The 21854-nt window shown below is 73.4% G+C and carries 17 protein-coding genes and 2 rRNA genes; 7 read left to right on the top strand and 12 right to left on the bottom strand.

Annotated elements, in window-relative coordinates; translation table 11 throughout:
• Positions 1-118: 118 nt before the first annotated feature.
• The 8 genes from DTL70_RS03445 to DTL70_RS03410 form a co-directional block, all read right to left on the bottom strand.
• Complete coding sequence (locus DTL70_RS03445) at positions 119-1345, bottom strand: glycosyltransferase family 4 protein (protein WP_114020336.1); 1227 nt, start codon at positions 1343-1345, stop codon at positions 119-121.
• Positions 1346-1667: 322 nt separating this feature from the next.
• Entirely contained in the window at positions 1668-3410 is a 1743-nt protein-coding gene (gene recN, locus DTL70_RS03440; protein ID WP_114020335.1) for a DNA repair protein RecN, read from the bottom strand.
• 450 nt (positions 3411-3860) lie between these two features.
• On the bottom strand, positions 3861-4877 hold the full coding sequence (locus tag DTL70_RS03435) for an NAD kinase (RefSeq protein ID WP_114020334.1): 1017 nt from the start codon (positions 4875-4877) through the stop codon (positions 3861-3863).
• Positions 4874-5680 carry a TlyA family RNA methyltransferase gene (locus tag DTL70_RS03430; RefSeq protein WP_114020333.1) on the bottom strand — a complete coding sequence of 269 codons (807 nt, stop codon included), beginning with the start codon at positions 5678-5680 and terminating at the stop codon, positions 4874-4876. Before DTL70_RS03430 ends, DTL70_RS03435 begins: the two co-directional genes overlap by 4 nt.
• 3 nt (positions 5681-5683) lie before the next feature.
• Positions 5684-6082, bottom strand: a complete 399-nt coding sequence (locus DTL70_RS34075; RefSeq protein ID WP_245978969.1) for a hypothetical protein — start codon at positions 6080-6082, stop codon at positions 5684-5686.
• Between the two features lie 43 nt (positions 6083-6125).
• Positions 6126-6974 carry an ABC transporter ATP-binding protein gene (locus DTL70_RS03420; protein WP_181860762.1) on the bottom strand — a complete coding sequence of 283 codons (849 nt, stop codon included), beginning with the start codon at positions 6972-6974 and terminating at the stop codon, positions 6126-6128.
• A gap of 167 nt (positions 6975-7141) precedes the next feature.
• Positions 7142-8173, bottom strand: coding sequence for a FecCD family ABC transporter permease (locus tag DTL70_RS03415; RefSeq protein ID WP_114020332.1), 1032 nt, complete (start codon positions 8171-8173; stop codon positions 7142-7144).
• Complete coding sequence (locus DTL70_RS03410; RefSeq protein ID WP_114020331.1) at positions 8170-9246, bottom strand: FecCD family ABC transporter permease; 1077 nt, start codon at positions 9244-9246, stop codon at positions 8170-8172. The genes DTL70_RS03415 and DTL70_RS03410 overlap by 4 nt, the downstream gene beginning before the upstream one ends.
• Positions 9247-9412: 166 nt before the next feature.
• Between DTL70_RS03410 and DTL70_RS03405 the strand changes: the two genes are divergently transcribed.
• Positions 9413-10441: an ABC transporter substrate-binding protein gene (locus DTL70_RS03405; RefSeq protein ID WP_114020656.1), complete on the top strand. Its 1029-nt coding sequence runs from the start codon at positions 9413-9415 to the stop codon at positions 10439-10441.
• A 115-nt stretch (positions 10442-10556) separates the two neighbouring features.
• Complete coding sequence (locus DTL70_RS03400; protein ID WP_114020330.1) at positions 10557-11444, top strand: siderophore-interacting protein; 888 nt, start codon at positions 10557-10559, stop codon at positions 11442-11444.
• An 89-nt stretch (positions 11445-11533) separates the two neighbouring features.
• Here DTL70_RS03400 and DTL70_RS03395 read toward each other — a convergent pair whose 3' ends face one another.
• Positions 11534-12595, bottom strand: a complete 1062-nt coding sequence (locus DTL70_RS03395) for an HAD hydrolase-like protein (RefSeq protein WP_114020329.1) — start codon at positions 12593-12595, stop codon at positions 11534-11536.
• A gap of 143 nt (positions 12596-12738) precedes the next feature.
• Here DTL70_RS03395 and DTL70_RS03390 point away from each other — a divergent pair, with 143 nt between their 5' ends.
• From DTL70_RS03390 to DTL70_RS03370, 5 genes are all read left to right on the top strand, one after another.
• Positions 12739-14055, top strand: a complete 1317-nt coding sequence (locus tag DTL70_RS03390) for a DUF1015 family protein (protein WP_114020328.1) — start codon at positions 12739-12741, stop codon at positions 14053-14055.
• A 208-nt stretch (positions 14056-14263) separates the two neighbouring features.
• Complete coding sequence (locus DTL70_RS03385) at positions 14264-15784, top strand: pyridoxal phosphate-dependent decarboxylase family protein (protein ID WP_114020327.1); 1521 nt, start codon at positions 14264-14266, stop codon at positions 15782-15784.
• A gap of 34 nt (positions 15785-15818) precedes the next feature.
• Positions 15819-17162, top strand: a complete 1344-nt coding sequence (locus DTL70_RS03380; RefSeq protein ID WP_114020326.1) for a lysine N(6)-hydroxylase/L-ornithine N(5)-oxygenase family protein — start codon at positions 15819-15821, stop codon at positions 17160-17162.
• Positions 17159-17740: a GNAT family N-acetyltransferase gene (locus DTL70_RS03375; protein WP_114020325.1), complete on the top strand. Its 582-nt coding sequence runs from the start codon at positions 17159-17161 to the stop codon at positions 17738-17740. Before DTL70_RS03380 ends, DTL70_RS03375 begins: the two co-directional genes overlap by 4 nt.
• Positions 17737-19602: an IucA/IucC family protein gene (locus tag DTL70_RS03370; protein ID WP_114020324.1), complete on the top strand. Its 1866-nt coding sequence runs from the start codon at positions 17737-17739 to the stop codon at positions 19600-19602. The genes DTL70_RS03375 and DTL70_RS03370 overlap by 4 nt, the downstream gene beginning before the upstream one ends.
• Positions 19603-19765: 163 nt before the next feature.
• On the opposite strand, the gene DTL70_RS03365 is transcribed toward DTL70_RS03370, so the two are convergent.
• From DTL70_RS03365 to DTL70_RS03350, 3 genes are all read right to left on the bottom strand, one after another.
• Positions 19766-20545 (bottom strand): tetratricopeptide repeat protein, encoded by a 780-nt coding sequence (locus DTL70_RS03365; protein ID WP_114020655.1) that lies wholly within the window; start codon positions 20543-20545, stop codon positions 19766-19768.
• A 985-nt stretch (positions 20546-21530) separates the two neighbouring features.
• A 5S ribosomal RNA gene (rrf, locus tag DTL70_RS03355) occupies positions 21531-21647 on the bottom strand.
• 121 nt (positions 21648-21768) lie between these two features.
• Positions 21769-21854: ribosomal RNA gene (locus tag DTL70_RS03350) — 23S ribosomal RNA — on the bottom strand; the annotation flags it as partial.

The following is a 21854-nucleotide window of genomic DNA, read 5'->3' as shown; positions in this document are numbered from 1 at the left end:
ACAGGCGAACCGGGCGCACTGCTGTGTCCGCAGGGGCCGCGGCCCCCGGCGGGAGCGTTCCGGTGCGCGGCGGTGTCCGGGTGCGCGGCGGTGTCCGGGTGCGCGGCGGCGTTCCGGCTCAGCGTCCGGCCGCCGCCTCGGTGAGTTCGTCGTAGAGGCTGAGGATCTGGGCCGCGGCGTCGTCCTCGGTGGGCCACGTACGGGCACGGGCGCGGCCCGCTTTGGACAGCTCCGCGCGGCGGCCCTGATCGGTCAGCAGGGTCTGCACGGCGGCCGCCAGCGAGTCGGCGTCGCCCCAGGGCACCAGCACGGCGGCGTCCGAGACGAGTTCGGGGACGCCGCCGCCGTCGGCCGCCACCAGCGGTACGCCGGAGCGCAGGGCTTCCTGGGCGACCAGCGAGCGGCCCTGGCAGCGGCCCGGCACCAGCGCCACGTCGGCGCCCGCCAGCAGCCGCAGCGCGTCGTCGCGCCGGCCCAGTAGCCGGGCGGGCAGCGCCTCGCGGTCGATACGGCGCTGCAGCGCGGCCCGCTGCGGCCCCTCCCCCGCCAGGGCGAGCAGCGGCGGCGGGTCGAGCCCGCGCCAGACGCGGGAGGCGGTCAGCGCCGTCTCGTGCCCGCTCCGCCCGTCCAGGCGCCCGACGGCCATGACCAGCGGCCGGTCGAGCGCGCCGATGCCCGCGCGCACCTTGTGGAGCAGTGCCTCCGCGCCGTCCGCCCCGTCGTCGGGCGGGCCTGCGCGCGGCCCTTCGAGGGGGATGGGCGCCGGGGCCAGCCGCACGTCGCGGGCGCCGCTGCGGCGCGCCGCGTCGACCAGCGCCGTGGTGGCGCCGAGCACGACGGTCGCCGCGCGGGCGACACGCCGGGCCAGCAGCCTGACCACCAGCTCGCGGGCGGCGTCGGCGCGGGTGGGACGGGCGGGTCCGGGGCCGGGCCCCGGCGGGGCGTGCCAGCTGACGACGAGGGGGGTGCACCGGCGCCCCGACCCGAGCGCGAGGGCGGCCAGCAGCCCGGCGTGCGGCCCGTGTGCGTGCACGAGGTCGGCGTCCTGGCACACGGCGCGCAGCGAGACGGCCGTCTCGGCTTCCGTGCGGCCCCGCAGCATGCGCACGTCCGCTCCGGTTCCGGTGAAGGCGTGCCGCAGCGTGGGGTCGTGCCGGGAGCAGACGGTGATCCGTGCGCCGCGGGCGGTCAGCCCCTGGGCGAGGGAACGGGCGTAGGCCGTCGTGTCCGCCGAGGGGCTGTCGTCGCCGTCCGGGCCTTCGGTGCCGCCCAGCAGGTGCACGGCGTGCGTCGGCCGCGCGCCGACCGGTGACCGGCGCGGGGCGGGGGTGCGGCTCGGGCTCACGGCAGGCGGGCTTTCTCCGGTGGCGGGTGGGGAGGCCTGCCCAGGATGCCAGGTAACGCCCGCCGGGCACGCCGCGGTGGGGCCCCGGCCGGCCCCGGTCGGCGCCACAGCACGGCGGCGCTCACCCACTCTCACTCACACGGGCGACGGCGCGCATACCGCGCCGCGCGCCGGTGCCCGGCTTCGATACGCCGCCCGCGCGCGCCGTCGCACGCCCTCCTCGGGCGCCCGGCTCAGCACCCACCCGACCGGGGCCGACCCGGCCGAGGCGCTGCGCCACCGCTGTGCTCCCTCGCGGGCGACGCCCAGTGCCGGGCCGGGCTCAGCCTCCCGCGCGGGCCGCTTCCAGCAGCTCCTCGGCGTGCGCGCGGGCGAGTTCGGAGTCCTCCTGGCCGGCGAGCATGCGGGAGAGTTCACGGATCCTGTCCTCGCCCTCCATCGCCCGCACGCCGCTGCGGGTCACGCAGCCGTCGTCGGTCTTGTGCACCACCAGGTGCCGGTCGGCGAACGCGGCGACCTGGGGCAGGTGCGTGACGACCACCACCTGGGCCGACCTGGCCAGCCGCGCGAGCCTGCGGCCCACCTCCACGGCCGCCTTGCCGCCGACGCCCGCGTCCACCTCGTCGAACAGATAGGTCGGTACGGGGTCGGAGTCGGCGAAGACGACCTCGACCGCGAGCATCACCCGGGACAGCTCGCCGCCCGAGGCGCCCTTGGCGACGGGCCGGGGCGGGGCGCCCGGGTGCGGGGCGAGCAGCAGTTCGACCTCGTCGGTGCCGTGCGGGCCGAACGCCAGGGTGCGCCCCTCGACGCCGAGCCCGTCGGGGTCCTCGGTGTGCTTGAGGTCGAAGGAGACCCGCGCGTGCGGCATCGCCAGCTCGGCCAGTTCCTCCGTGACGGCGTCGGCGAACCGCTTGGCGGCGTCCGCGCGGGCCTCGGTGAGCGTACGGGCGAGCTCGGCGAGTTCGGTGCGCAGCGCGTCGCGCTCGGCGCCCAGCTCACCGATGCGGTCGTCGTCCCCCTCCAGTTCGGCCAGCCGCTCGGCGCTCTGCCCGGCCCACGCGAGCACGGCCGTGAGGTCCTCGCCGTACTTGCGGGTGAGCTGCGCCAGGGCCGCGCGCCGCTCCTCGACGGCGGCCAGCCGCAGCGGGTCGGCGTCCAGGTCGTCCGCGTAACCGGCCAGTTCGCCCGCGATGTCGGAGAGCAGGATGTGCACCTCGCCCAGCCGGTCGGCGAGCGTGGCGAGCGCCGGATCGTGGACCCTTACCGCCTCCAGCGCGCGGTGGGCCCCCGCCACGAGGGTGGCGGCCTCCACACCCTCGGGGTCGGCGGGGTCCCCCGCCAGGGCGCCGTGCGCGGTGGTGGCGGCGGAGGCCAGGGCCTCGGCGTGCCCGAGCCGTTCGGCCTCGGCCGCCAGGTCGGTGTCCTCACCCGGCTGCGGCTCGGCGGCCTCGATCTCCTGGATGCCGAAGCGCAGCAGGTCGGCCTCTTGGGCGCGCTCGCGGGCGCGGGTGGTCAGCTCGCTCAGCTCGGCGGCGACGGTGCGCAGCCTGCGATAGGCGTCGCGGTAGGCGGTCAGCGGCCCGGTCACGGCCGCTCCCGCGTAGCGGTCGAGCGCCTCGCGCTGCCGGGCGGCGCGCAGCAGGCCCTGCTGGTCGGTCTGGCCGTGCACGGCCACCAGGTCGTCGCTCAGCTCCGCCAGCAGCCCGACCGGCACCGAGCGCCCGCCCACGTGGGCGCGTGAGCGGCCCTCGGCCGAGACGGTGCGGCTGACCAGCAGGGCGCCCTCGTCCAGCTCGGCGCCGGCCTCCTCGGCGCGGCGGGCGGCCGGCGCCTCCGGTCGCACGGCGATTCGTCCCTCGACGACGGCCGACTTGGCACCGACCCGCACCAGCGCGGCGTCGGCGCGTCCGCCCAGCAGCAGTCCGAGGCTGGTGACGACCATGGTTTTGCCCGCACCGGTCTCACCGGTCACCGCGGTGAAGCCGGGCGACAGCTCGACAACGGCGTCGTCGATCACGCCCAGGGCCTTGATCCGCATCTCCTCCAACACGGATACGACCATACGAGGTTCCGCCACGGTGGCCACACCTGTGGTGCGGGTGGTAGCCGGATCGGGGGGCCGTGCGCCGGGCCCCGACCGCCGCGGAAGGGTGCTCGCGCACGGTCCGGGACGCCCGGTTTTCCGCACATACGTACGACGGTCGTCCCCGCGTGTTCGGGCGGTTTTGCCCGGTTCCCTCCCTGCGGCCGGCCGGCCCACCGACCGCACGGCGACGCCCCGTGACGACGGCGGCGGGTGTGCCGACCGTCACCGCGAGCGGCCCACGGCGAGCGGGGCTGCCCCAGCGCAGCCGCGCCGGGGAACTGCTCCCCCTGGGGGCACCTCCCGGCCGAAGGCTGGGGGACTTCGGCCGGGAGGCGCCCCCCACAAACCCCAACCCACCCGCCGACCGCACACGGCGGGAAGCGGCACCCCCTACCCGGTACCCGGAACGCGAGCCGCAGGACACACCTAGCGGGGCGCTCCGCGCCAGCCGGTGACCGGGAGGGCGAACTTGGCCACGAGGCGGTCCGTGAACGAGGCGTGGTGCAGCCGGGCCAGCCGCACCGGGACGGCGCCGCGCCGCACCTCCACCCGCGCGCCGGAGGGCAGTTCGACGCTGCGCCGCCCGTCGGCCCACAGGACGCCGTGCGGCGTCTGCGGCTGGACCTCGACGGCCAGCACCGAGTCCGGTGCCGTCACCAGCGGCTTGGCGAACAGCGCGTGCGCGCTGATGGGCACCATCAGCAGCGCCTCCACCTCCGGCCACACCACGGGGCCGCCCGCCGAGAAGGCGTAGGCGGTGGAACCCGTGGGGGTGGCGCACACCACACCGTCCCCGCCGAAGCTGGAGACGGGGCGGCCGTCGACCTCGATGACGACCTCCAGCATCCGCTCGCGGGCCGCCTTCTCCACGGAGACCTCGTTCAGCGCCCAGTCGGCGTGCACGATCTGGCCGCCGCTGCGGCCGCTGGTGCCCAGCCCGCCGTTGCGCACCAGCACGTCGAGCGTCATCCGCTCCTCGACCTCGTAGGCGCGGGAGACGACACGGTCGACGACCTTGTCCAGATCGTCCCGCTCGGCCTCGGCCAGGAAACCGACCCGGCCCAGGTTGACGCCGAGCATGGGGACGCCGGAGGCGCGGGCGAACTCCGCGCCGCGCAGCAGCGTCCCGTCGCCGCCGAGCACCACGAGCAGTTCGCAGCCCTCGGCGGCGTCCGGCTTGGCGGTGACCTTCTCGACCGGGTCGGGCAGCGGCAGGTCGGCGGCCTCGTCCGCCAGCACGCGGACGCCGATACCGCAGCGCAGCAGGCCCTGGACGACCAGTTCGGCGCTGCGCACCGCGGCGGGCCTGCCGGTGTGGGCGAGGAGGAAGACCGTACGGTCGCCGACGGGGTGCGCCGGGGCCGCGCCGGCGGTGCCGGTGCCGGGCGCCGTGGAGCACGGTGTGGGCGGTGTGGGTCGCGTCGCTCGGCTGTCCTCGGTCACTTGGGCCCCTCCGCCACCGCTCGGTCGACCGCCGCCGGGTCGAGGTCGTCGGCCCCGGCGCGCAGCCACAGAAAGTATTCGACGTTTCCCGAGGGCCCGGGGAGCGGGCTCGAGGTGACACCCAGCGCGCCCAGACCCAGGGCCGCCGCGTGTCCGGCGACCGTCCGCACGGCCTCGGCACGCAACTGCGGGCTGCGCACGACTCCGCCGCTGCCCAGCCTTTCCCTGCCCACTTCGAACTGCGGTTTCACCATCAGCACCAGGTCGGCTTCCGGCGCGGCGCAGCGCACCAGCGCGGGCAGGACGAGACCCAGGGGGATGAACGAGAGGTCCCCGACGACGAGTTCCACCGGCTGCGAGCCGATGTCCTCCGGCGTCAGCTCCCGCACGTTCGTCCGGTCCTTGACGGTGACGCGCTCGTCACGCTGGAGCGACCAGGCCAGCTGTCCGTAGCCGACGTCCACCGCGACGACGTGGCCCGCGCCGGCGCGCAGCAGCACGTCGGTGAAGCCACCGGTCGAGGCGCCGGCGTCCAGCGCCCTGCGGCCCCGAACGCGCAGCCCGCGGGGGGCGAACGCCTCCAGCGCACCGGCGAGCTTGTGGCCGCCGCGGGAGACGTAGTCCGGGTCGCTCGCGTCCTCCCTGACGACCAGCGCGGCGCTGGTCTCGACCTGGGTGGCGGCCTTGGCGGCGATGTTGCCGCCGACCGTGACCCGCCCCGCGGCGATCAACTGCCCGGCGTGCTCCCGGGAACGGGCGAGGCTGCGGCGCACCAGCTCCGCGTCGAGTCGGCGTCGTGCCACGGTTCAGCTCCGGGGGGTGTGGGGGCGGTCCAGCGCGGCCAGGGTCTCCCGCAGGCCGCGGTGCACATCTTCGTACACCTCCTGGTGGCCCGACACGGCGAGGTGGTCGGCGTCCTCCAGACGCCTGAGCCGCTCGTCGACGGGGGCGTGCCCCGTGGGGCGCACGCCGACGCCCAGCGGCCTGGGGCCTTCGCCGCTCTCCTCGGCGCTCCCGGTGCCGGCTTCCGGAGCCGGCTCGTCGGGTGGCCCCGCACCGTCCCGGGGCTGGACGGGCTGTTCCCGGACACCGCCCGACGGCCCTTCCGCGCCGGCCTCGTGGCGCTCGGGGCGTCCGCTGCCGTCCCCTGTCCGGTGCTGGTCAAAGGCGTATCCGGGGCCGGTCCCCGGCGCGAACTCGCTCATGCCCCCGACGCTACCTCCCGGGTGTGACATCGGGGGCGACGGATCAGCGGCGCGCTGCGGGCACCACCAGCGGGGTGCCGGTCTCCGGGTCGTCGATGACACGGCAGGGCATGCCGAAGACCTCTTCCACCAGCTGCGCGGTCACCACCTCGCGCGGTGTGCCCTGCGCGACGATCCGGCCTTCCCGCATGGCGATCAGGTGGGTGGCGTAGCGGGCGGCGTGGTTGAGGTCGTGCAGCACGGCGACGAGGGTGCGGCCCTCCTCCTCGTGCAGCCGTGCGCACAGGTCGAGAATCTCGATCTGGTGGGCGATGTCCAGGTAGGTGGTGGGCTCGTCCAGCAGCAGCAGCGGCGTCTGCTGGGCGAGGGCCATGGCGATCCACACGCGCTGCCGCTGCCCGCCGGACAGCTCGTCCACGAAGCGGTCGCCGAGCTCGACGACACCGGTGGCCGCCATCGACTCGGCGACCACGGACTCGTCGTCGCGCGACCACTGGCGCAGCAGTCCCTGGTGCGGGTAGCGGCCGCGGGCGACCAGGTCGCCGACGGTGATGCCGTCGGGCGCGATGGAGGACTGGGGCAGCAGGCCCAGGGTGCGGGCGAGCGCCTTGGCCTGCATGCCGGCGATGTCCTCGCCGTCCAGCAGTACCTGTCCCCTGGTGGGCCTGAGCATCCGGGAGAGGGCACGCAGCAGCGTGGACTTGCCGCAGGCGTTGGGGCCGACGACCACCGTGAAGGACTGGTGGGGCACCGCCACGTCCAGTTCGCTGGCGATGGTGCGCTGGTCGTAGGCGAGAGTGAGGTTGTGGCCCGTGAGCCGGGCAGCCGTGGTGTCCCGCTGCGCGGCGCCGTCGCCGGTGACCCGGTCCTCTGCGTCTGTCGCGGTCGTCATTACCGTGCCCGCCTCCGTCGTGTCCGTTCGTGCGTCGGTGTCCGCAGGGCCGCGCGCGCCCGCGGGCCCGTTCGCGCCCGTGCGGCTGTCCAGTCCCGTACGGCTACTCGTGCCCGTACGGCCGCGGCTCGTGCCCGTACGGCCGCGGCTCGTGCCCGTGCGGCCGCTCATATCCGTCCCGCCTTGCGTTCGGTGGCCAGCAGCCACACCAGGTAGCCGCCGCCCACCACGCCGGTGACCACGCCGACCGGCAGCTGATGGTCGCCGAAGGCCCGCTGGGCGACCAGGTCGGCGCAGATCAAAAGGGTCGCGCCCATGCACAGCGAGGGCAGCAGGTTGGGTCCCGGCGACTTGGTGAGCCGCCGGGCGACCTGCGGGGCCACCAGGGCGACGAAGGCGACGGGCCCGGCCGCCGCGGCCGAGAGCGCCACCAGCAGGACCGCCGCGCCCAGCAGCGCCAGCCGGGTGCGCTCGACGCGGACGCCGAGCGCGGCGGCGGCGTCGTCGCCCATCTCCATCATCCGCAGCGCCCGCGCACAGCCGAGCAGGACCAGCGGGACGAGGACGACCATGCCGAGGGCGAGCGGCAGTACGTCGTCCCAGCCGCGCCCGTCCAGGGTGCCGGTCATCCACAGCACCGCGCGGGAGGCGTCGGTGATGTCGGCGCGGGTGATCAGGTAGCTGTTGACGCCGGTCAGGATGGCGGTCATGCCGACACCGACGAGGACCAGCCGGAAGCCGTGCAGCCCGCCCTTCCAGGCGAGGGCGTAGATCAGCACGCCGGTGACCAGGGCCCCGACGACGGCGCCGCCCGCGAGGAAGGCGCTGCTGCCGCCCGCCAGCACGATGACCACCAGCGCCCCCGCGGACGCCCCGGTGGTGAAGCCGAGGATGTCGGGGCTGCCGAGCGGGTTGCGTACGACGGCCTGGAAGACGGCCCCGCACAGGCCGAGACCCGCGCCGACGAGCAGCGCGGTGACGGTGCGCGGCAGCCGCAGCTCGTTGACGATGAAGGCGTCGGCCGGGTCGCCCTGGCCGACCAGGGTGCGGACGACCTCGTCCGGCGCCATCGGGTACTCGCCGCTGCCGATCGCCAGGACGGCGGCGACCACCGCGAGCACCACGCAGCCGGCGCCGACGAACAGCGCGCGCGGCCGGTAGCTGACGGACAGGCCGCCGGGGGTGCGTATGACGCTCATGCCTGTGCCACCCTCCGCCTGCGCACGAAGTAGAGGAAGAACGGACCGCCGAGCACGACGGTCACGATGCCGACCTGGAGTTCGCTGGGCCGCCCCAGCACGCGCCCGAGGATGTCGGCTGCCAGCAGCAGCACCGGGGACAGGACGGCGCAGTACGGCAGCATCCAGCGCTGGTCGGGCCCGGTCAGCGCGCGCACCATGTGCGGCACCATCAGCCCGACGAACACGATGGGCCCGCACGCGGCGGTGGCCGCTCCGCACAGCAGGGTGATGGCCACGATGGCGGCGACACGAGTGCGGGTGGGCCGGGAGCCGAGGGCGCGGGCCGCGTCGTCGCCGAGGGCGAGCGCGTTGAGCGGCCGGGCCAGCGCCAGGGCGATGAGGACCCCGACGACGATGAACGGCAGCGCCGAGGTGACCGTCGCGTCCTGGGCGCGGGCCAGCGAGCCGACCTGCCAGAACCGCATCCGGTCCAGCGAGGCGGTGTCCATGAGCTGGACGGCGCTCACGTAGGAGACCAGCGCGGCGTTGAGCGCCGTCCCCGCGAGCGCGAGCCGGGCCGGGGTGGCGCCGCGGCCGCCGCCGACGGCGTAGACGAGCACCGAGACGGCGGCCGCTCCCAGGAAGGCGAAGCCGATGTAGCCGGTGTAGCCGGCGACCCCGAAGAAGGAGATCGCGGTGACGACGGCGGCGGCGGCGCCCGCGTTGATGCCCAGCAGTCCTGGGTCGGCCAGGGGGTTGCGGGTGAGCGCCTGCATCACGCCGCCCGCCAGGCCGAGCGCGATCCCGGCCAGCAGGCCGAGGAGGGTGCGGGGCAGCCGCATCTCGTGGACGACGGTCCAGCTCGCCGAGCCGCTGTCGACCAGCCCCGACCAGGCGTCGCCCAGGGAGAGCGGGCGGGCGCCGAAGGCGAGGCTGAGCAGCAGGACGACCAGCAGGAGGAGGAGGGAAGCCAGCAGTCCGGCGGCGCGTGCGAGGGGCGCCCGTGCGCGCTCCGGGCGATCCGGTTCGGCGTCCGGCGGCTGACCGGCCGCCGAACCCCCGTGCACCTTCGGGGACTTGGTGAGAGTCACGTACCCGCTCCGGTAGGGGCCGGGAGAAGGGACCGCCCGACCACTGGACAACAACAACTTTGGTTAGGTTAGCCTAACTGCGAACGCGGTCCCATGGCCGCCCCGCAGTGACGTCCGCGGCATGCCCGCGGTGCGCCCTCAGCAACGCGAGAGAAGGCCCGTGACCATGCCCAGCTCCTCCTCCCTCCCCCACCTTTCGCGCCGCGGCCTGCTGGCCGCGGGTGGCGCCGCCGGTCTCGGGGCGCTGCTGGCCGCCTGCGGCGGCGAGGGATCGGGCTCGGGTTCGGGCGGCGGCTCGAAGGGCGACGGCTGGTCCTTCACCGACGGCCGGGGCAAGAAGGTCGGCCTCGACGCGGTTCCCGAGCGCATCGTGGCCTACGTCGGCACGGCGGCGGCGCTGTGGGACTTCGGCATCCGGGACAAGGTCGTCGGCGTCTTCGGGCCGACCAAGCAGAAGAACGGCGAGCCCGACGTCCTCGCGGGCGACATGGACATCTCCAAGCTGTCGGTCATTGGCAACGCCTTCGGCGAGTTCGACCTGGAGAAGTACGCCAAGACCCGTCCCCAGCTGCTGATCAGCAACATGTACGTCAAGGGCGAGTTCTTCTACGTCCCCGCCGAGAGCAAGGACAAGATCTTCAAGCTGGCGCCGCAGGTGGCCATGAACGCGGCGCACGTGTCGATGGCCGAGGTCATCCAGCAGTTCGGCAAGCTCGCCGAGTCGCTGGGCGCGGACCTGAAGTCGAAGTCCAACGCGGCGGCCAAGACCCGCTTCGAGAAGGCCGCCGAGCGGCTGCGCAAGGCCGCCAAGAGCGGCATCCGCGTGATGGCGGCCGCCGGCGCCGCCGACCTGTTCTACGTCTCGCACCCGGACGCCAACTCCGACCTGACGTACTTCAAGGAGCTCGGCGTCGACCTCGTCACCCCCAAAAAGCTCAATGAGCAGGGCTTCTTCGAGGAGCTGAGCTGGGAGAACGCCGACAAGTACGACGCCGACCTGATCATCCTGGACAACCGCACCCAGTCCCTCCAGCCCAAGGCGCTCACGTCGAAGCCGTCCTGGAACGACCTTCCCGCCGTCAAGGCCGGGCAGGTCGCGCAGTGGGCGGCCGAGCCCCGCTTCTCCTACGCGGGTGCCGCGCCGCTGCTGGAGGACCTCGCGGAGGCGATCGAGAAGGCCAAGAAGCTCCGTTGACCGACCGCCGGAGGCCCCCGACGCAACGGGGCCACCGGCACACCGCCGAGCGGCGGCCGACAGGCCGCCGGCACGTCCCTCGACCCGCACACCCCTCACGGGAGGAGCAGACACGATGAGCCAGGTCTCCCAGGCGCGGCCCGCGCCCGCCGCCGCACCGTTCCAGTTCTTCGACCTGCACGTCGTACGGACCCGAACGCTGGGCCCGACCATGCTGCGGATCACCTTCGGCGGCGAGGGTCTTGAGCGCTTCGCCTCCGGCGGGCGGGACCAGCGCTTCAAACTGTTCCTGCCGCAGCCGGGCCAGACCGCGCCGGTGGTGCCCACCGAGGCGGGAGAGGCCTGGTTCCCGGCCTGGCGCGCGATGGACGAGAACATCCGCGGGATCATGCGCAGCTACACGGTGCGGGCGCTGCGGCGGGGCAGCGAGTACGGCGCGGCCGACGAGCTCGACGTCGACTTCGCGCTGCACGGCGAGATCGGCCCCGCCTCCCGCTGGGCGCTGCGCGCCGCGCCCGGTGACCGGGTCACGCTGCTCGGTCCCGTCGTCGAGGACAACGGCGGCGTCGACTTCCGGCCGCCCGCCGGCACCGACTGGGTGCTGCTGAGCGGCGACGAGACGGCGCTGCCCGCCCTCGGCGCCATCCTGGAGTGGCTGCCGGCCGGGATGCCCGTGCGGGTGTTCGCCGAGGTCCCGCATCTGCAGGACGTCCAGGACCTGCCGACCGTCTCCGACGCGCGGATCACCTGGCTGGTGCGCGACGAGGCGCCCGACGCCTCGCGGGCCGACCGGATGGTGGAGTCGGTCCGCTCCGCGCAGCTACCCGAGGGGACTCCGTACGCCTGGCTCGCGGGCGAGTCCTGCACCGTCAAGACGCTGCGGCGCCACCTGGTGCGCGAGCGCGGGTTCGACCGCAGGGCGGTCAAGTTCACCGGCTACTGGCGGCTGGGCGCGAGCGAGGAGCAGCTGGTGGCCGAGGCGCTGGCGGCCACCGCCGCCTGATCCGTCCCCCGCGGGCGGCCGCGGCCGCCCGCGGCTGCTTCCGCACGGGGAGGCCACGGCCCCTCCCGGCTCCTTCCGCCCCGTGCGGCTCACAGCCCCAGCCGGGCCAGGGGCTCGTCCGCGTCGAGTCGGCACGTCGCGTCGCCCGCCGCCGACCAGGCGGCCGCGCACAGGGCACGCAGGCCGTCCGCCGGCTCTCCCTCGCCCTCCAGCCGCAGCCGGCCGGCCTCGGCGTGCGCGCTCCAGCCGCCGCAGGTGAACCCCGCGCCGGCGTCGCCGCTGACCGCGGGATGCGGCTCCAGCAGGCCGCGCAGATCGCGGGCCACGTAGGTGGGGCGGTGCACGGGCCCCGCGGCCAGCAGCGCTCCCGCGTCGGTGACCCCGGTGAGGACGAGCAGCGAGTCCACGCGCCCCGCGTGCGCGCCCTCGATGTCGGTGTCGAGCCGGTCGCCGACGACCAGGGGCCGCCGCGCGCCGGTACGGATGATGGACTCGCGGTGCATCGGGGGCAGCGGCTTGCCCGCGACCTGCGGCTCGGGCGGGTGCCGCATCCAGCGGGTGGCGAGCCGTACGACCTCCACGGCCGAGCCGTTGCCCGGGGCGATGCCGCGTCCGCTGGGGATGGTCAGATCGGTGTTCGAGGCGAACCACGGCACGCCGCGCTGCACCGCCAGCGCGGCCTCCACCAGCCGCCCCCACTGCATGCCGGGCCCGCCGTAGCCCTGCGCCACGGCGGCGGGCTCCTCGTCGGCCGACTCGACGACGGTCAGCCCGCGCTCCTCCAGGGCCACCCGCAGCCCCTCGGCGCCGACGGCGAGCACGCGCGCGCCCTCGGGCAGCTGTTCGGCGACGAGCCGGGCGACCGCCTGGGCCGAGGTGACGATCTCGTCCGGTCCCGCTGCCACGCCCAGCTCGGTCAGGTGCGCGGCGACGGTCTGCGGGGTGCGGGCCGCGTTGTTGGTGACGTAGGCGAGGCGCACGCCGCTCTCCCGCGCGGCGGCCAGGGAATCGACGGCGTGCGGCAGCGCCTCTCCCCCGGCGTAGACCACTCCGTCCAGGTCGAGCAGTGCGGTGTCGTAGCACTCGTGCAGGGGGCGCTCGCTGGGCTGCGGACGGGTCGCGGCGGCTCGAGCTGACGGGCTGGCGTGCATGGGGGCTCGCTTTCTCGTGGTGCTCCGGGCGCCTTCGCCTCGGCGCCGTCTGGAATCCTCTCCCACGTCCCACCGGGCCCCGCCACCGCGCGCCCCCTGTGCCCCACTCCCGGCGCCACCGGGCACCGTCATACGATGCACGGATGACCGCCCGAGGCCTTCGACTCGCTCCGTTCCGGGGACTGCGCTACGCGCCGGAGAAGGTCAGCAGCCTCGCTGCCGTGACCTCCCCGCCGTACGACGTGGTGGTCAGGCCGGACGGGCTGCGGCAGCTGGAGACGGCCGACCCGTACAACATCGTGCGGCTCATCCTCCCCCAGGCCGCGGACCCCGAGGTGCGGCACCGCCAGGCGGCCGAGACGCTGCGCCGCTGGCAGGCCGACGGCGTACTGGTCCACGATCCGCTTCCGGCGCTGTACGTGTACGAGCAGCGCGAGGGCGAGCTGTTGCAGCGCGGTCTCATCGGGGCGCTGCGGCTGACCCCGCCCGAGGACGGCATCGTGCTGCCCCACGAGGACGTTATAGCGGAGGTCGTCGCCGATCGTGCCGCGCTGATGCGCCAGATGGCGGCCAACCCCGAGCCGCTGCTGCTCTCCTACCGGGGCAGCGGCTCGAGGACGGGTGCCACGGCCGTCATCGAGCGGGCGACGCGGCGCCCGCCGCTGGTGGCGACGACGACCGAGGACGGCTTCTCGCACCGGCTGTGGGCGGTCACGGACCCGGCCGAGCTCGCGGCGGTCGACGCCGACCTGGCCGTGCGGCGTGCGCTGATCGCGGACGGCCACCACCGCTGGGCGACGTATCTGCGGCTGCGCGAGGAGCAGGGGCAGCGGGCCGCGTCCTCCCCCGCCGCGCCTTCCCCCTGGGACCACGGCCTGGTGCTGCTGGTCGACACGGCGCGCTATCCGCTCCAGGTGCGGGCCATCCACCGGGTGCTGCCCAGGCTGCCGCTGGAGAAGGCGCTCGACCTGCTCTCCCGTGCGGGGGAGGGCTGCGGGGAGCGGGGCGCTTTCCGGGTGCGCACGCTCCCAGGGCCGCCGGCGGCGGCGCTGCGCGCGCTGGACGAGGCGGCAGGCAACGCCTTTTTGCTGAGCGCGGGCGACGGCGTCTTCCATCTGCTCGACAGGCCGGCTCCCGAGCTGCTGGAGCGGACGGTTCCGGCGGGGCGGCCGGCGGCGTGGCGGGAGCTGGACGCGACGGTCCTGCACGCGACGCTGCTGGACGCCGTCTGGCAGGTCCCCGACTCCCCGGCGGACATCGGTTATCTGCACCACACCGAGGCCGCGCTCAGCCAGGCTGCGGCGCGGGGCGGCACGGCCGTGCTGATGCGGCCTGTCGTCGAGGAGAGGGTGCGGGCGCTGGCCGAGCAGGGCGTCACGATGCCGCGTAAGTCCACTTCGTTCGGCCCGAAACCGGCCACCGGACTCGTGCTGCGCACCCTGGCCGACGCACCGCACTGACCAGCACAACCGCTACGGCCACCGGCTGCCGCGGCGTCCGACGTCCCCTCCCCCATACGGGCATTGCCGTGCAATTCCGCCCTGCCCGAGCGGTGCGCGGCTGACCGAGGAGTCCCCCTTGCACGCCGACTGACCGGCCCGGTTAGGCTAGCCTTACCTGACCGCGCGAGCCGCGCGGTGTGCCACGTCCGTGTCAGGAGGACACTTCATGAGCAGCAGGTCCCACCTGCTCAACGACAGGACAGCGGAGCACTACAGGCGCTCCCTGCACGACGGTGTCGAGCGCGTCGCCGAGAAACTCGCCGGCGCCGGGCAACCCTTCACCGGCGTCACCCCGGCGGAGCTCGCCCCCACCGTCTCCGCCGTCGATCTGGAGCAACCCCTGGGCACGGCCCGCGAGGCGCTGGACGAGCTGGAGCGGGTGTACCTGCGCGACGCCGTCTACTTCCACCACCCCCGCTACCTCGCGCACCTCAACTGCCCCGTGGTGATACCCGCGGTCCTCGGCGAAGCGGTCATCTCCGCGCTCAACTCCTCGCTGGACACCTGGGACCAGAGCGCGGGCGGCACTCTGATCGAGCGCCGCCTCGTCGAGTGGACGGCGCAGCGGATCGGCTTCGGGCGGGCCGCGGACGGCATCTTCACCAGCGGCGGCTCCCAGTCCAACCTCCAGGCGCTGCTGCTGGCCCGCGAGGAGACCTGCCGGCTGGTGCGCAAGAACTCCGAGACGTCGCCGAGCACCCCGCAGATCCTGCCGCGGCTGCGCATCCTCACCTCCGAGTGCAGCCACTTCAGCATCGAGAAGTCGGCGGTCCTGCTCGGCCTGGGCCCCGAAGCCGTCATCCCGGTGGCCTGCGACGAGCGGCGCCGGATGCGCCCCGACGCGCTCGCGGAGCAACTGGCGCGCTGCGAGAGCGCGGGCCAGACGGTGATGGCCGTCGTCGCCACGGCGGGCACCACCGACTTCGGCAGCATCGACCCGCTGCCGGACCTCGCGGACCTGTGCGCGGCGGCGGGCGTCTGGCTGCACGTGGACGCCGCCTACGGCTGCGGGCTGCTCACCTCACGGCGCCGCCGCGCGCTGTTGACGGGCATCGAGCGCGCCGACTCGGTGACGGTCGACTACCACAAGTCGTTCTTCCAGCCGGTCTCCTCCAGCGCCGTCCTGGTCAGGGACAAGGACACCCTGCGCCACGTCACCTACCACGCCGACTACCTCAACCCCACCCACAGCGTCGAGAAGGGCCTGCCCAACCAGGTCGACAAATCGATCCAGACGACGCGCCGCTTCGACGCGCTCAAACTGTGGATGACCCTGCGCGTCATGGGCGCCGACGCCGTGGGCGAACTCTTCGACGAGGTGGTCGACCGCGCCGCGGACGCCTGGAAACTGCTCGACGCCGACGACAGGTTCGAGGTCGTCGTCACCCCCGAGCTGTCCACCCTCGTCTTCCGCTACGTCCCCGCGGGAGACCCGGACGGGGCCGGCGCCGACCAGACCCTCACCGACCAGGCCAACCTGCACGCACGCGACGCCCTGTTCGCCTCGGGCGAGGCCATCGTCGCCGGCACCGTGGTCGACGGCCGCCACCACCTCAAGTTCACCCTGCTCAACCCCGAGACCTCACTGGCCGACATCGCCACCGTCCTCGACCTGATCGCCGGCCACGCCGGACGGTACCTCGACGCCCACGGCCACGCCCCCGCCCTCAGCGCCGCCCAGGCCTGACCCCCACGACCTCCCCACACCCCGGAGCCCCGACGTGACCCACGACGCCCCCGTACACGACTTCGTCGCCATCGGCCTGGGCCCCTTCAACCTGGGCCTCGCCTGCCTGACCGAGCCGATACCGGACCTGAACGGCGTCTTCCTCGACGACAAGCCGGAGTTCACCTGGCACCCGGGCATGATGCTGGAGGACAGCACCCTCCAGACGCCCTTCATGTCCGACCTGGTCACCCTCGCGGACCCGACCTCGCCGTTCTCCTTCCTCAACTACCTCAAGGAATCGGGACGGCTCTACTCGTTCTACATACGCGAGAGCTTCTACCCGCTCCGCGCCGAGTTCAGCGACTACTGCCGCTGGGCCGCCGAACGGCTCGCGGACGGCACCGTGCGCTTCGGCCACCGCGTCGTCGACATCGCACACGACGAGAGCGCCGGGCTCTACACCGTCCACACCGAGCACCTGCCCACAGGCGAGCGGCGCACCTTCCGCGCACCGAAGCTCATCCTGGGCACCGGCACCCCGCCCTACCTGCCCGAACCCTGCCAGGACCTCGGCGGCGACCTGATCCACAACTCCCGCTACCTGGAAGCCAAGGAAACCCTCCAGAAAAAGAAGAGCATCACCCTGGTGGGCAGCGGCCAGAGCGCCGCCGAGATCTACTACGACCTCCTCCAGGACATCGACGCCCACGGCTACACGCTCAACTGGCTCACCCGCTCCCCCCGCTTCTTCCCCCTCGAATACACCAAGCTGACGCTGGAGATGACCTCGCCGGAGTACGTGGACTACTTCCACTCCCTCCCGCCCGACACCCGCGACGACCTCGTCGCCTCGCAGAAGAACCTCTACAAGGGCATCAACTCCGAGCTGATCGACGCCATCTTCGACCTGCTCTACCAGAAGAACCGCGTCCGCTCCTGCCCCACCCGGCTGATGACCAACACCGCGCTGACCGACGCCTCCTACGACGCGGCCGCCGGCACCTACACGCTCGGGCTGCGCCAGGAGGAACAAAAGCGCGACTTCTCCCTCACCACCGAGGGCCTCATCCTGGCCACCGGCTACCGCTACCAGCGCCCCGCCTTCCTCGACGCGATCGCCGACCGCATCGAGTGGGACCCGCGCGGACGCTTCGCCGTCCGCCGCGACTACAGCGTCGACACCGCCGGGCGGGAGATCTACGTACAGAACGCGGAGCTGCACACCCACGGCTTCGTCGCCCCCGACCTGGGCATGGCCGCCTACCGCAACTCCAGCATCGTCCGCGCGCTGCTCGGCCGCGAGGTGTACCCGATCGAGCGGTCCATCGCCTTCCAGGAGTTCGCCGCCCCCCTGCCCGACGGCACGCCCGCCACCGACGCGGAGGCCGCCCTGTGACCACCGCCGACGCCACCGTCTTCACCCGCACCGACGCGGAAGTGGGATGCTTCTCCCTCCGCCCCGTCGACCCGCTCACCGACGCCGAGCTGCTGCACACCTGGGTCACCCACCCCAAGGCGGCGTTCTACCTGCTACAGGACGCGACACTCCCCGACGTCGAACGCGAGTTCATGGACATCGCGGCCTCGCCCCACCACGACGCCTTCCTCGGCCGGCACAACGGCGAACCCGCCTTCCTGATGGAACGCTACGACCCCCGCCACGTCGAACTCGCCGGCCTCTACCCGCACGCCGACGGCGACATCGGCATGCACTTCCTGTGCGCCCCCACCCAAGAGGCCGTGCACGGCTTCACCCGTGCCGTCCTCACCACCGTCATGGCGATGCTCTTCTCCGACCCCGGCACCCACCGCGTCGTCGTCGAACCCGACGTGCGCAACACCGCCGTACACGCCCTCAACGAGGCCGTCGGCTTCCGCGCCGAGACCACCCTCACCAAGCCGGAGAAGGAAGCCCTCCTCAGCTTCTGCACCCGCGAGCAGTTCCAGGCCGCCACAGGAGTGACCCCCGCATGAGCCTTGCCACCACCCCGCAGCCCACCCCGCCGCACGCGGCCGTCAGCCACCTCACCCCCGAACGCTGGGCCCGCGCCACCCGACTCCTGGTGCGCAAGGCCCTCGCCGAGTTCACCCACGAGCGGCTGCTGACCCCGGCACCGCTCGACGAGGCGGAACAGGGGGACGTGCGGGGGGACACGCAGAAAGACGCGTCCCACGGGAACGGCGCACGCCGGTACGCCGTCCGCTCCGACGACGGCACCACCGAGTACCGCTTCACCGCCCGCCGCTTCGCCCTCGACCACTGGCAGGTCGAAGCCGACAGCATCAGCCGTCACCACGACGGCGCGGAACTCCCCCTCGACGCGCTGGCCTTCATCACCGAACTGCGGACCTCACTCGGCCTCGGCGACGACATCCTCCCCGTCTACCTGGAGGAGATCAGCTCCACCCTGGCCAGCACCGCGTACAAACTCGCGGCGCCCCACACCACCGCGGCCGAACTCGCCGCCGCCGGCTTCCAGGACATCGAATCCGGCATGACCGAGGGCCACCCCTGCTTCATCGCCAACAACGGCCGCCTCGGCTTCGACATCGCCGAATACCGCGCCTACGCCCCCGAGACCGGCGCCCCCGTCCGCCTCATCTGGCTCGCCGCGCGCCGCGACCGCACCACCTTCACCGCCTGCGCCGACCTCACCTACGACAAACTCGTCCTCTCCGAGCTCTCCGGCGCCACCCTCCGCCGCTTCTCCGCCGCCCTGACCGAACAGGGCCTGGACATGGACGACTACCACCTCGTGCCCGTCCACCCCTGGCAGTGGTGGAACAAACTGTCGGTCACCTTCGCCGCCGAGGTCGCCCAGCGCCACCTGGTGCCCCTCGGCCACGGCGACGACGAACACCTCGCACAGCAGTCCATCCGCACCTTCTTCAACGCCACCCAGCCCAACAAGCACTACGTGAAGACCGCGCTCTCCGTCCTCAACATGGGCTTCCTGCGCGGCCTGTCCGCCTCCTACATGGAAGCGACCCCGGCCATCAACGACTGGCTGGCCGACCTGGTGGCAGGCGACGAGACGCTCCGCGCCACCGGCCTCGGCGTCCTGCGCGAACGCGCCGCCGTCGGCTACCACCCCGCCCCCTACGAGACAGCCGCCCCCAAGGGCTCCCCCTACCTGAAGATGCTCGCCGCACTGTGGCGCGAGAGCCCCATCCCGTTCCTGCACGACGGCGAGAAGCCCGCCACCATGGCCTCGCTCCTGCACACCGACCGCGACGGCAACTCCCTGGCCGCCGCCCTCATCCACAGCTCAGGGCTCGAACCCACCGAGTGGCTGCGCTCCTACCTGACCGCCTACCTCACCCCGCTGCTGCACTGCTTCTACGCCTACGACCTGGTGTTCATGCCGCACGGCGAGAACGTCATCCTCGTCCTGGACGACCAGGGCGTCCCCCGCCGGGCCCTCTTCAAGGACCTGGCCGAGGAGATCGCCGTCATGAGCGAGGACGCCGAACTCCCCACCGAGGTCGAGCGCATCCGCGCCGACGTCCCCGAGGACATGAAGATCCTCTCCCTCTTCACGGACGTCTTCGACTGCTTCTTCCGCTTCCTCGCGCCCGTCCTGGACACGGCCGGGATCCTCGACGAGGACACCTTCTGGACCACCGTCGCCGACGTCGCCAAGGAGTACCAGAAGTCCACCCCGCACCTGGCCGAGCGCCACGCACGCTACGACCTGTTCGCCGACGAGTTCGCCCTCTCCTGCCTCAACCGTCTCCAGCTGCGCAACAACCAGCAGATGGTCGACCTCCAGGACCCCGCCGGGGCGCTCCAGCTCACCGGCACCCTGAAGAACCCGCTGGCCGCGCACAGGTGAGCACGAGCGCGCGGTGACAAAGAGCGCGTAACGAGTACGAGGGGCGGCCCCCACCCGGGGGCCGCCCCTCGTACTCGTTGTTCGGCTTGTTCGGCTTGCTCGACCTGCTTGGCTTGCTCGCCAGCACACGCGCACGGGGGCGGGAACCCCGTGCGGGCCGGGGTCAGCCTTCCGAGGCCTGCCCCTCGCCGCTCCGCCCGCTCCCGCCGGCGGACCCTCCAGCGGTCCCCTCCGCGTCGGCCTGGTCTTCCCCGTCCTTGTCCCCGTCCAGAGCATCGATGAACTCCACACCGTCCAACTCGGCGAGCCGGTCGGAGGCATCCGTCACACCACTCTGATCGGCCTCCAAGGCCTTGGCGAACCACTCACGCGCCTCGTCCTCACGACCGACCTCGAGCAACGCGTCCGCGTACGCGTACCGCAGCCGCGCCGTCCACGGCTGCACGGACGTGGACGCCAGCTCCGGGCTCTGCAACGTCACCACCGCGGCGTCCGCCTGCCCCATGTCCCGCCGCGCCCCCGCCGCGACGAGCCGCATCTCGACCTGCCCCGCCTTGTCGAGCTGCCGCACCTCGGGCTCACCCGCCATGGCCAACGCCTTCTCGGGACGCCCCAGACCGCGCTCACAGTCCGCCATCACCGGCCACAGATGCTGCAGCCCGGTCATCCGGCGCGCGGCACGGAACTCCGCCAACGCCTCCGCGTACTTCTCCACCGCGTACGCGGCGAAACCCGCCGCCTCACGCACCGACGGCACCCTCGACGCCAGCCGCAGCGCCACCTTCGCGTACGCGTACGCCCGCTCGGGATCCTCGTCCAGCAGCCGCGCCACCATCACCAGGTTCCGCGCGACGTCCTCGGCCAGCGTCTTCGGCAGGCTCTTCAACTCCTGCTTGACGTCCTTGTCCAGCTCCTCGCCGGTGACGTCCTCATCGATCGGCAGCCGCCGCAACGGCTCACGATCCTGCCGGTCGCGGCCCCGCTCCCGATCGTCGCGCCCGTACGACCGCCCACGATCGCCGCCACCGCGCCGGAAGCCGCCCGACCTGTCGTCGTCCCGCCGGAAACCACCCCGCCGCTCGTCCCGACGGTCCCGGCCATCGCCCTGGCCCCCGTACGGTCGACGCCCACGGTCACGCCCCTCGTCCCGCCGAGCCCCGGGCCCGCCCTGCGGACGCCCCCTGTCGCGGTCGCCCTCACGGCCGCGACCCCTGTCGCGGTCGTCACGGCGGTAGGAGTCGCGCTCACGGCTGCGGTCGCGGTCGTCACGACGGTACGGGCTCCGGTCACGGTCGCGGTCGTCACGACGGAACGAGCCACGATCGCGGTCACGGTCGTCACGACGGAACGAGCCACGATCGCGGTCACGGTCGCGGTCGTCACTACGGTAGGAACCACCCGGGCGGTCGTCGCGACGGGAGAAGGAACGGTCGCGGTCACCCTCGCGCCGGGGCCCTTGGCCCCGGCGTTCGTCCCGCCCCTCGCGCGGACGGTCATCGCGCGGACGGCCGTCACGGGAACGGCCGTCGCGGGAGAAGCCGCCGCCGGAGCGCTGAGGCCGGCCACGGTCGCCCCGCCCGCCGCGCGCATCGCGCCCGTCCCTGTCATCCGAGCGGTAGCCACCGCCGGAGCGGAAACCCCCACCGCGGCCGCCGCGGCCGCCGTCCTCACGCCGCGGGCCGCGCGGACCCCCCGGACGGGAGGCGTCATCGCGGCGCGGGCCGGAGCCGGACTGCCGTGGCCGGCGTTCTGGGCGGTCGCGGTCGTCGGAGGAGCTGGGGGACATCGACGTGACTCCTGTCTGCGGTGCCTGTACACGATTCTCGCGCAGGCAGTGGAACAACGCTCTTTGAGAAAGCGGAGAGAAAACAAAAAAAGGCCCTTGGCCTCCAGCGCATGCACGCTGGAGGCCAAGGGCCATAAAGATTGTTCGGCGGCGTCCTACTCTCCCACACGCTCCCGCATGCAGTACCATCGGCGCTGAAAGGCTTAGCTTCCGGGTTCGAAATGTAACCGGGCGTTTCCCTCACGCTATGACCACCGAAACTCTGATCGGGTCACCCGGATCTTTGATCCAGGTCCCGGAGTCTCAAAGCGAACAAGCACACTCTTCATTTAGAAGTGCGGTTATTGTCTCAGAACCAAACACAGTGGACGCGAGCCTCTATGGACAAGCCCTCGGCCTATTAGTACCGGTCACCTCCACCCATTACTGGGCTTCCAGATCCGGCCTATCAACCCCGTCATCTCCA

Origin of the sequence: Streptomyces diacarni (genome assembly GCF_003323715.1) — a bacterium.
GTDB classification, from domain to species: Bacteria; Actinomycetota; Actinomycetes; order Streptomycetales; family Streptomycetaceae; genus Streptomyces; species Streptomyces diacarni.
Note: the sequence above shows the minus strand (reverse complement) of the source record. Positions and strands in the feature narration are given on the sequence as shown.

Excerpts from the sequence above, each read along its gene's own strand:
- recN (WP_114020335.1), bottom strand. The coding sequence starts at position 3,410 with ATGGTCGTATCCGTGTTGGAGGAGATGCGGATCAAGGCCCTGGGCGTG.
- DTL70_RS34075 (WP_245978969.1), bottom strand. The coding sequence starts at position 6,082 with ATGAGCGAGTTCGCGCCGGGGACCGGCCCCGGATACGCCTTTGACCAG.
- DTL70_RS03420 (WP_181860762.1), bottom strand. The coding sequence starts at position 6,974 with ATGACGACCGCGACAGACGCAGAGGACCGGGTCACCGGCGACGGCGCC.
- DTL70_RS03415 (WP_114020332.1), bottom strand. The coding sequence starts at position 8,173 with ATGAGCGTCATACGCACCCCCGGCGGCCTGTCCGTCAGCTACCGGCCG.
- DTL70_RS03405 (WP_114020656.1), top strand. The coding sequence starts at position 9,413 with ATGCCCAGCTCCTCCTCCCTCCCCCACCTTTCGCGCCGCGGCCTGCTG.
- DTL70_RS03400 (WP_114020330.1), top strand. The coding sequence starts at position 10,557 with ATGAGCCAGGTCTCCCAGGCGCGGCCCGCGCCCGCCGCCGCACCGTTC.
- DTL70_RS03395 (WP_114020329.1), bottom strand. The coding sequence starts at position 12,595 with ATGCACGCCAGCCCGTCAGCTCGAGCCGCCGCGACCCGTCCGCAGCCC.
- DTL70_RS03390 (WP_114020328.1), top strand. The coding sequence starts at position 12,739 with ATGACCGCCCGAGGCCTTCGACTCGCTCCGTTCCGGGGACTGCGCTAC.
- DTL70_RS03385 (WP_114020327.1), top strand. The coding sequence starts at position 14,264 with ATGAGCAGCAGGTCCCACCTGCTCAACGACAGGACAGCGGAGCACTAC.
- DTL70_RS03370 (WP_114020324.1), top strand. The coding sequence starts at position 17,737 with ATGAGCCTTGCCACCACCCCGCAGCCCACCCCGCCGCACGCGGCCGTC.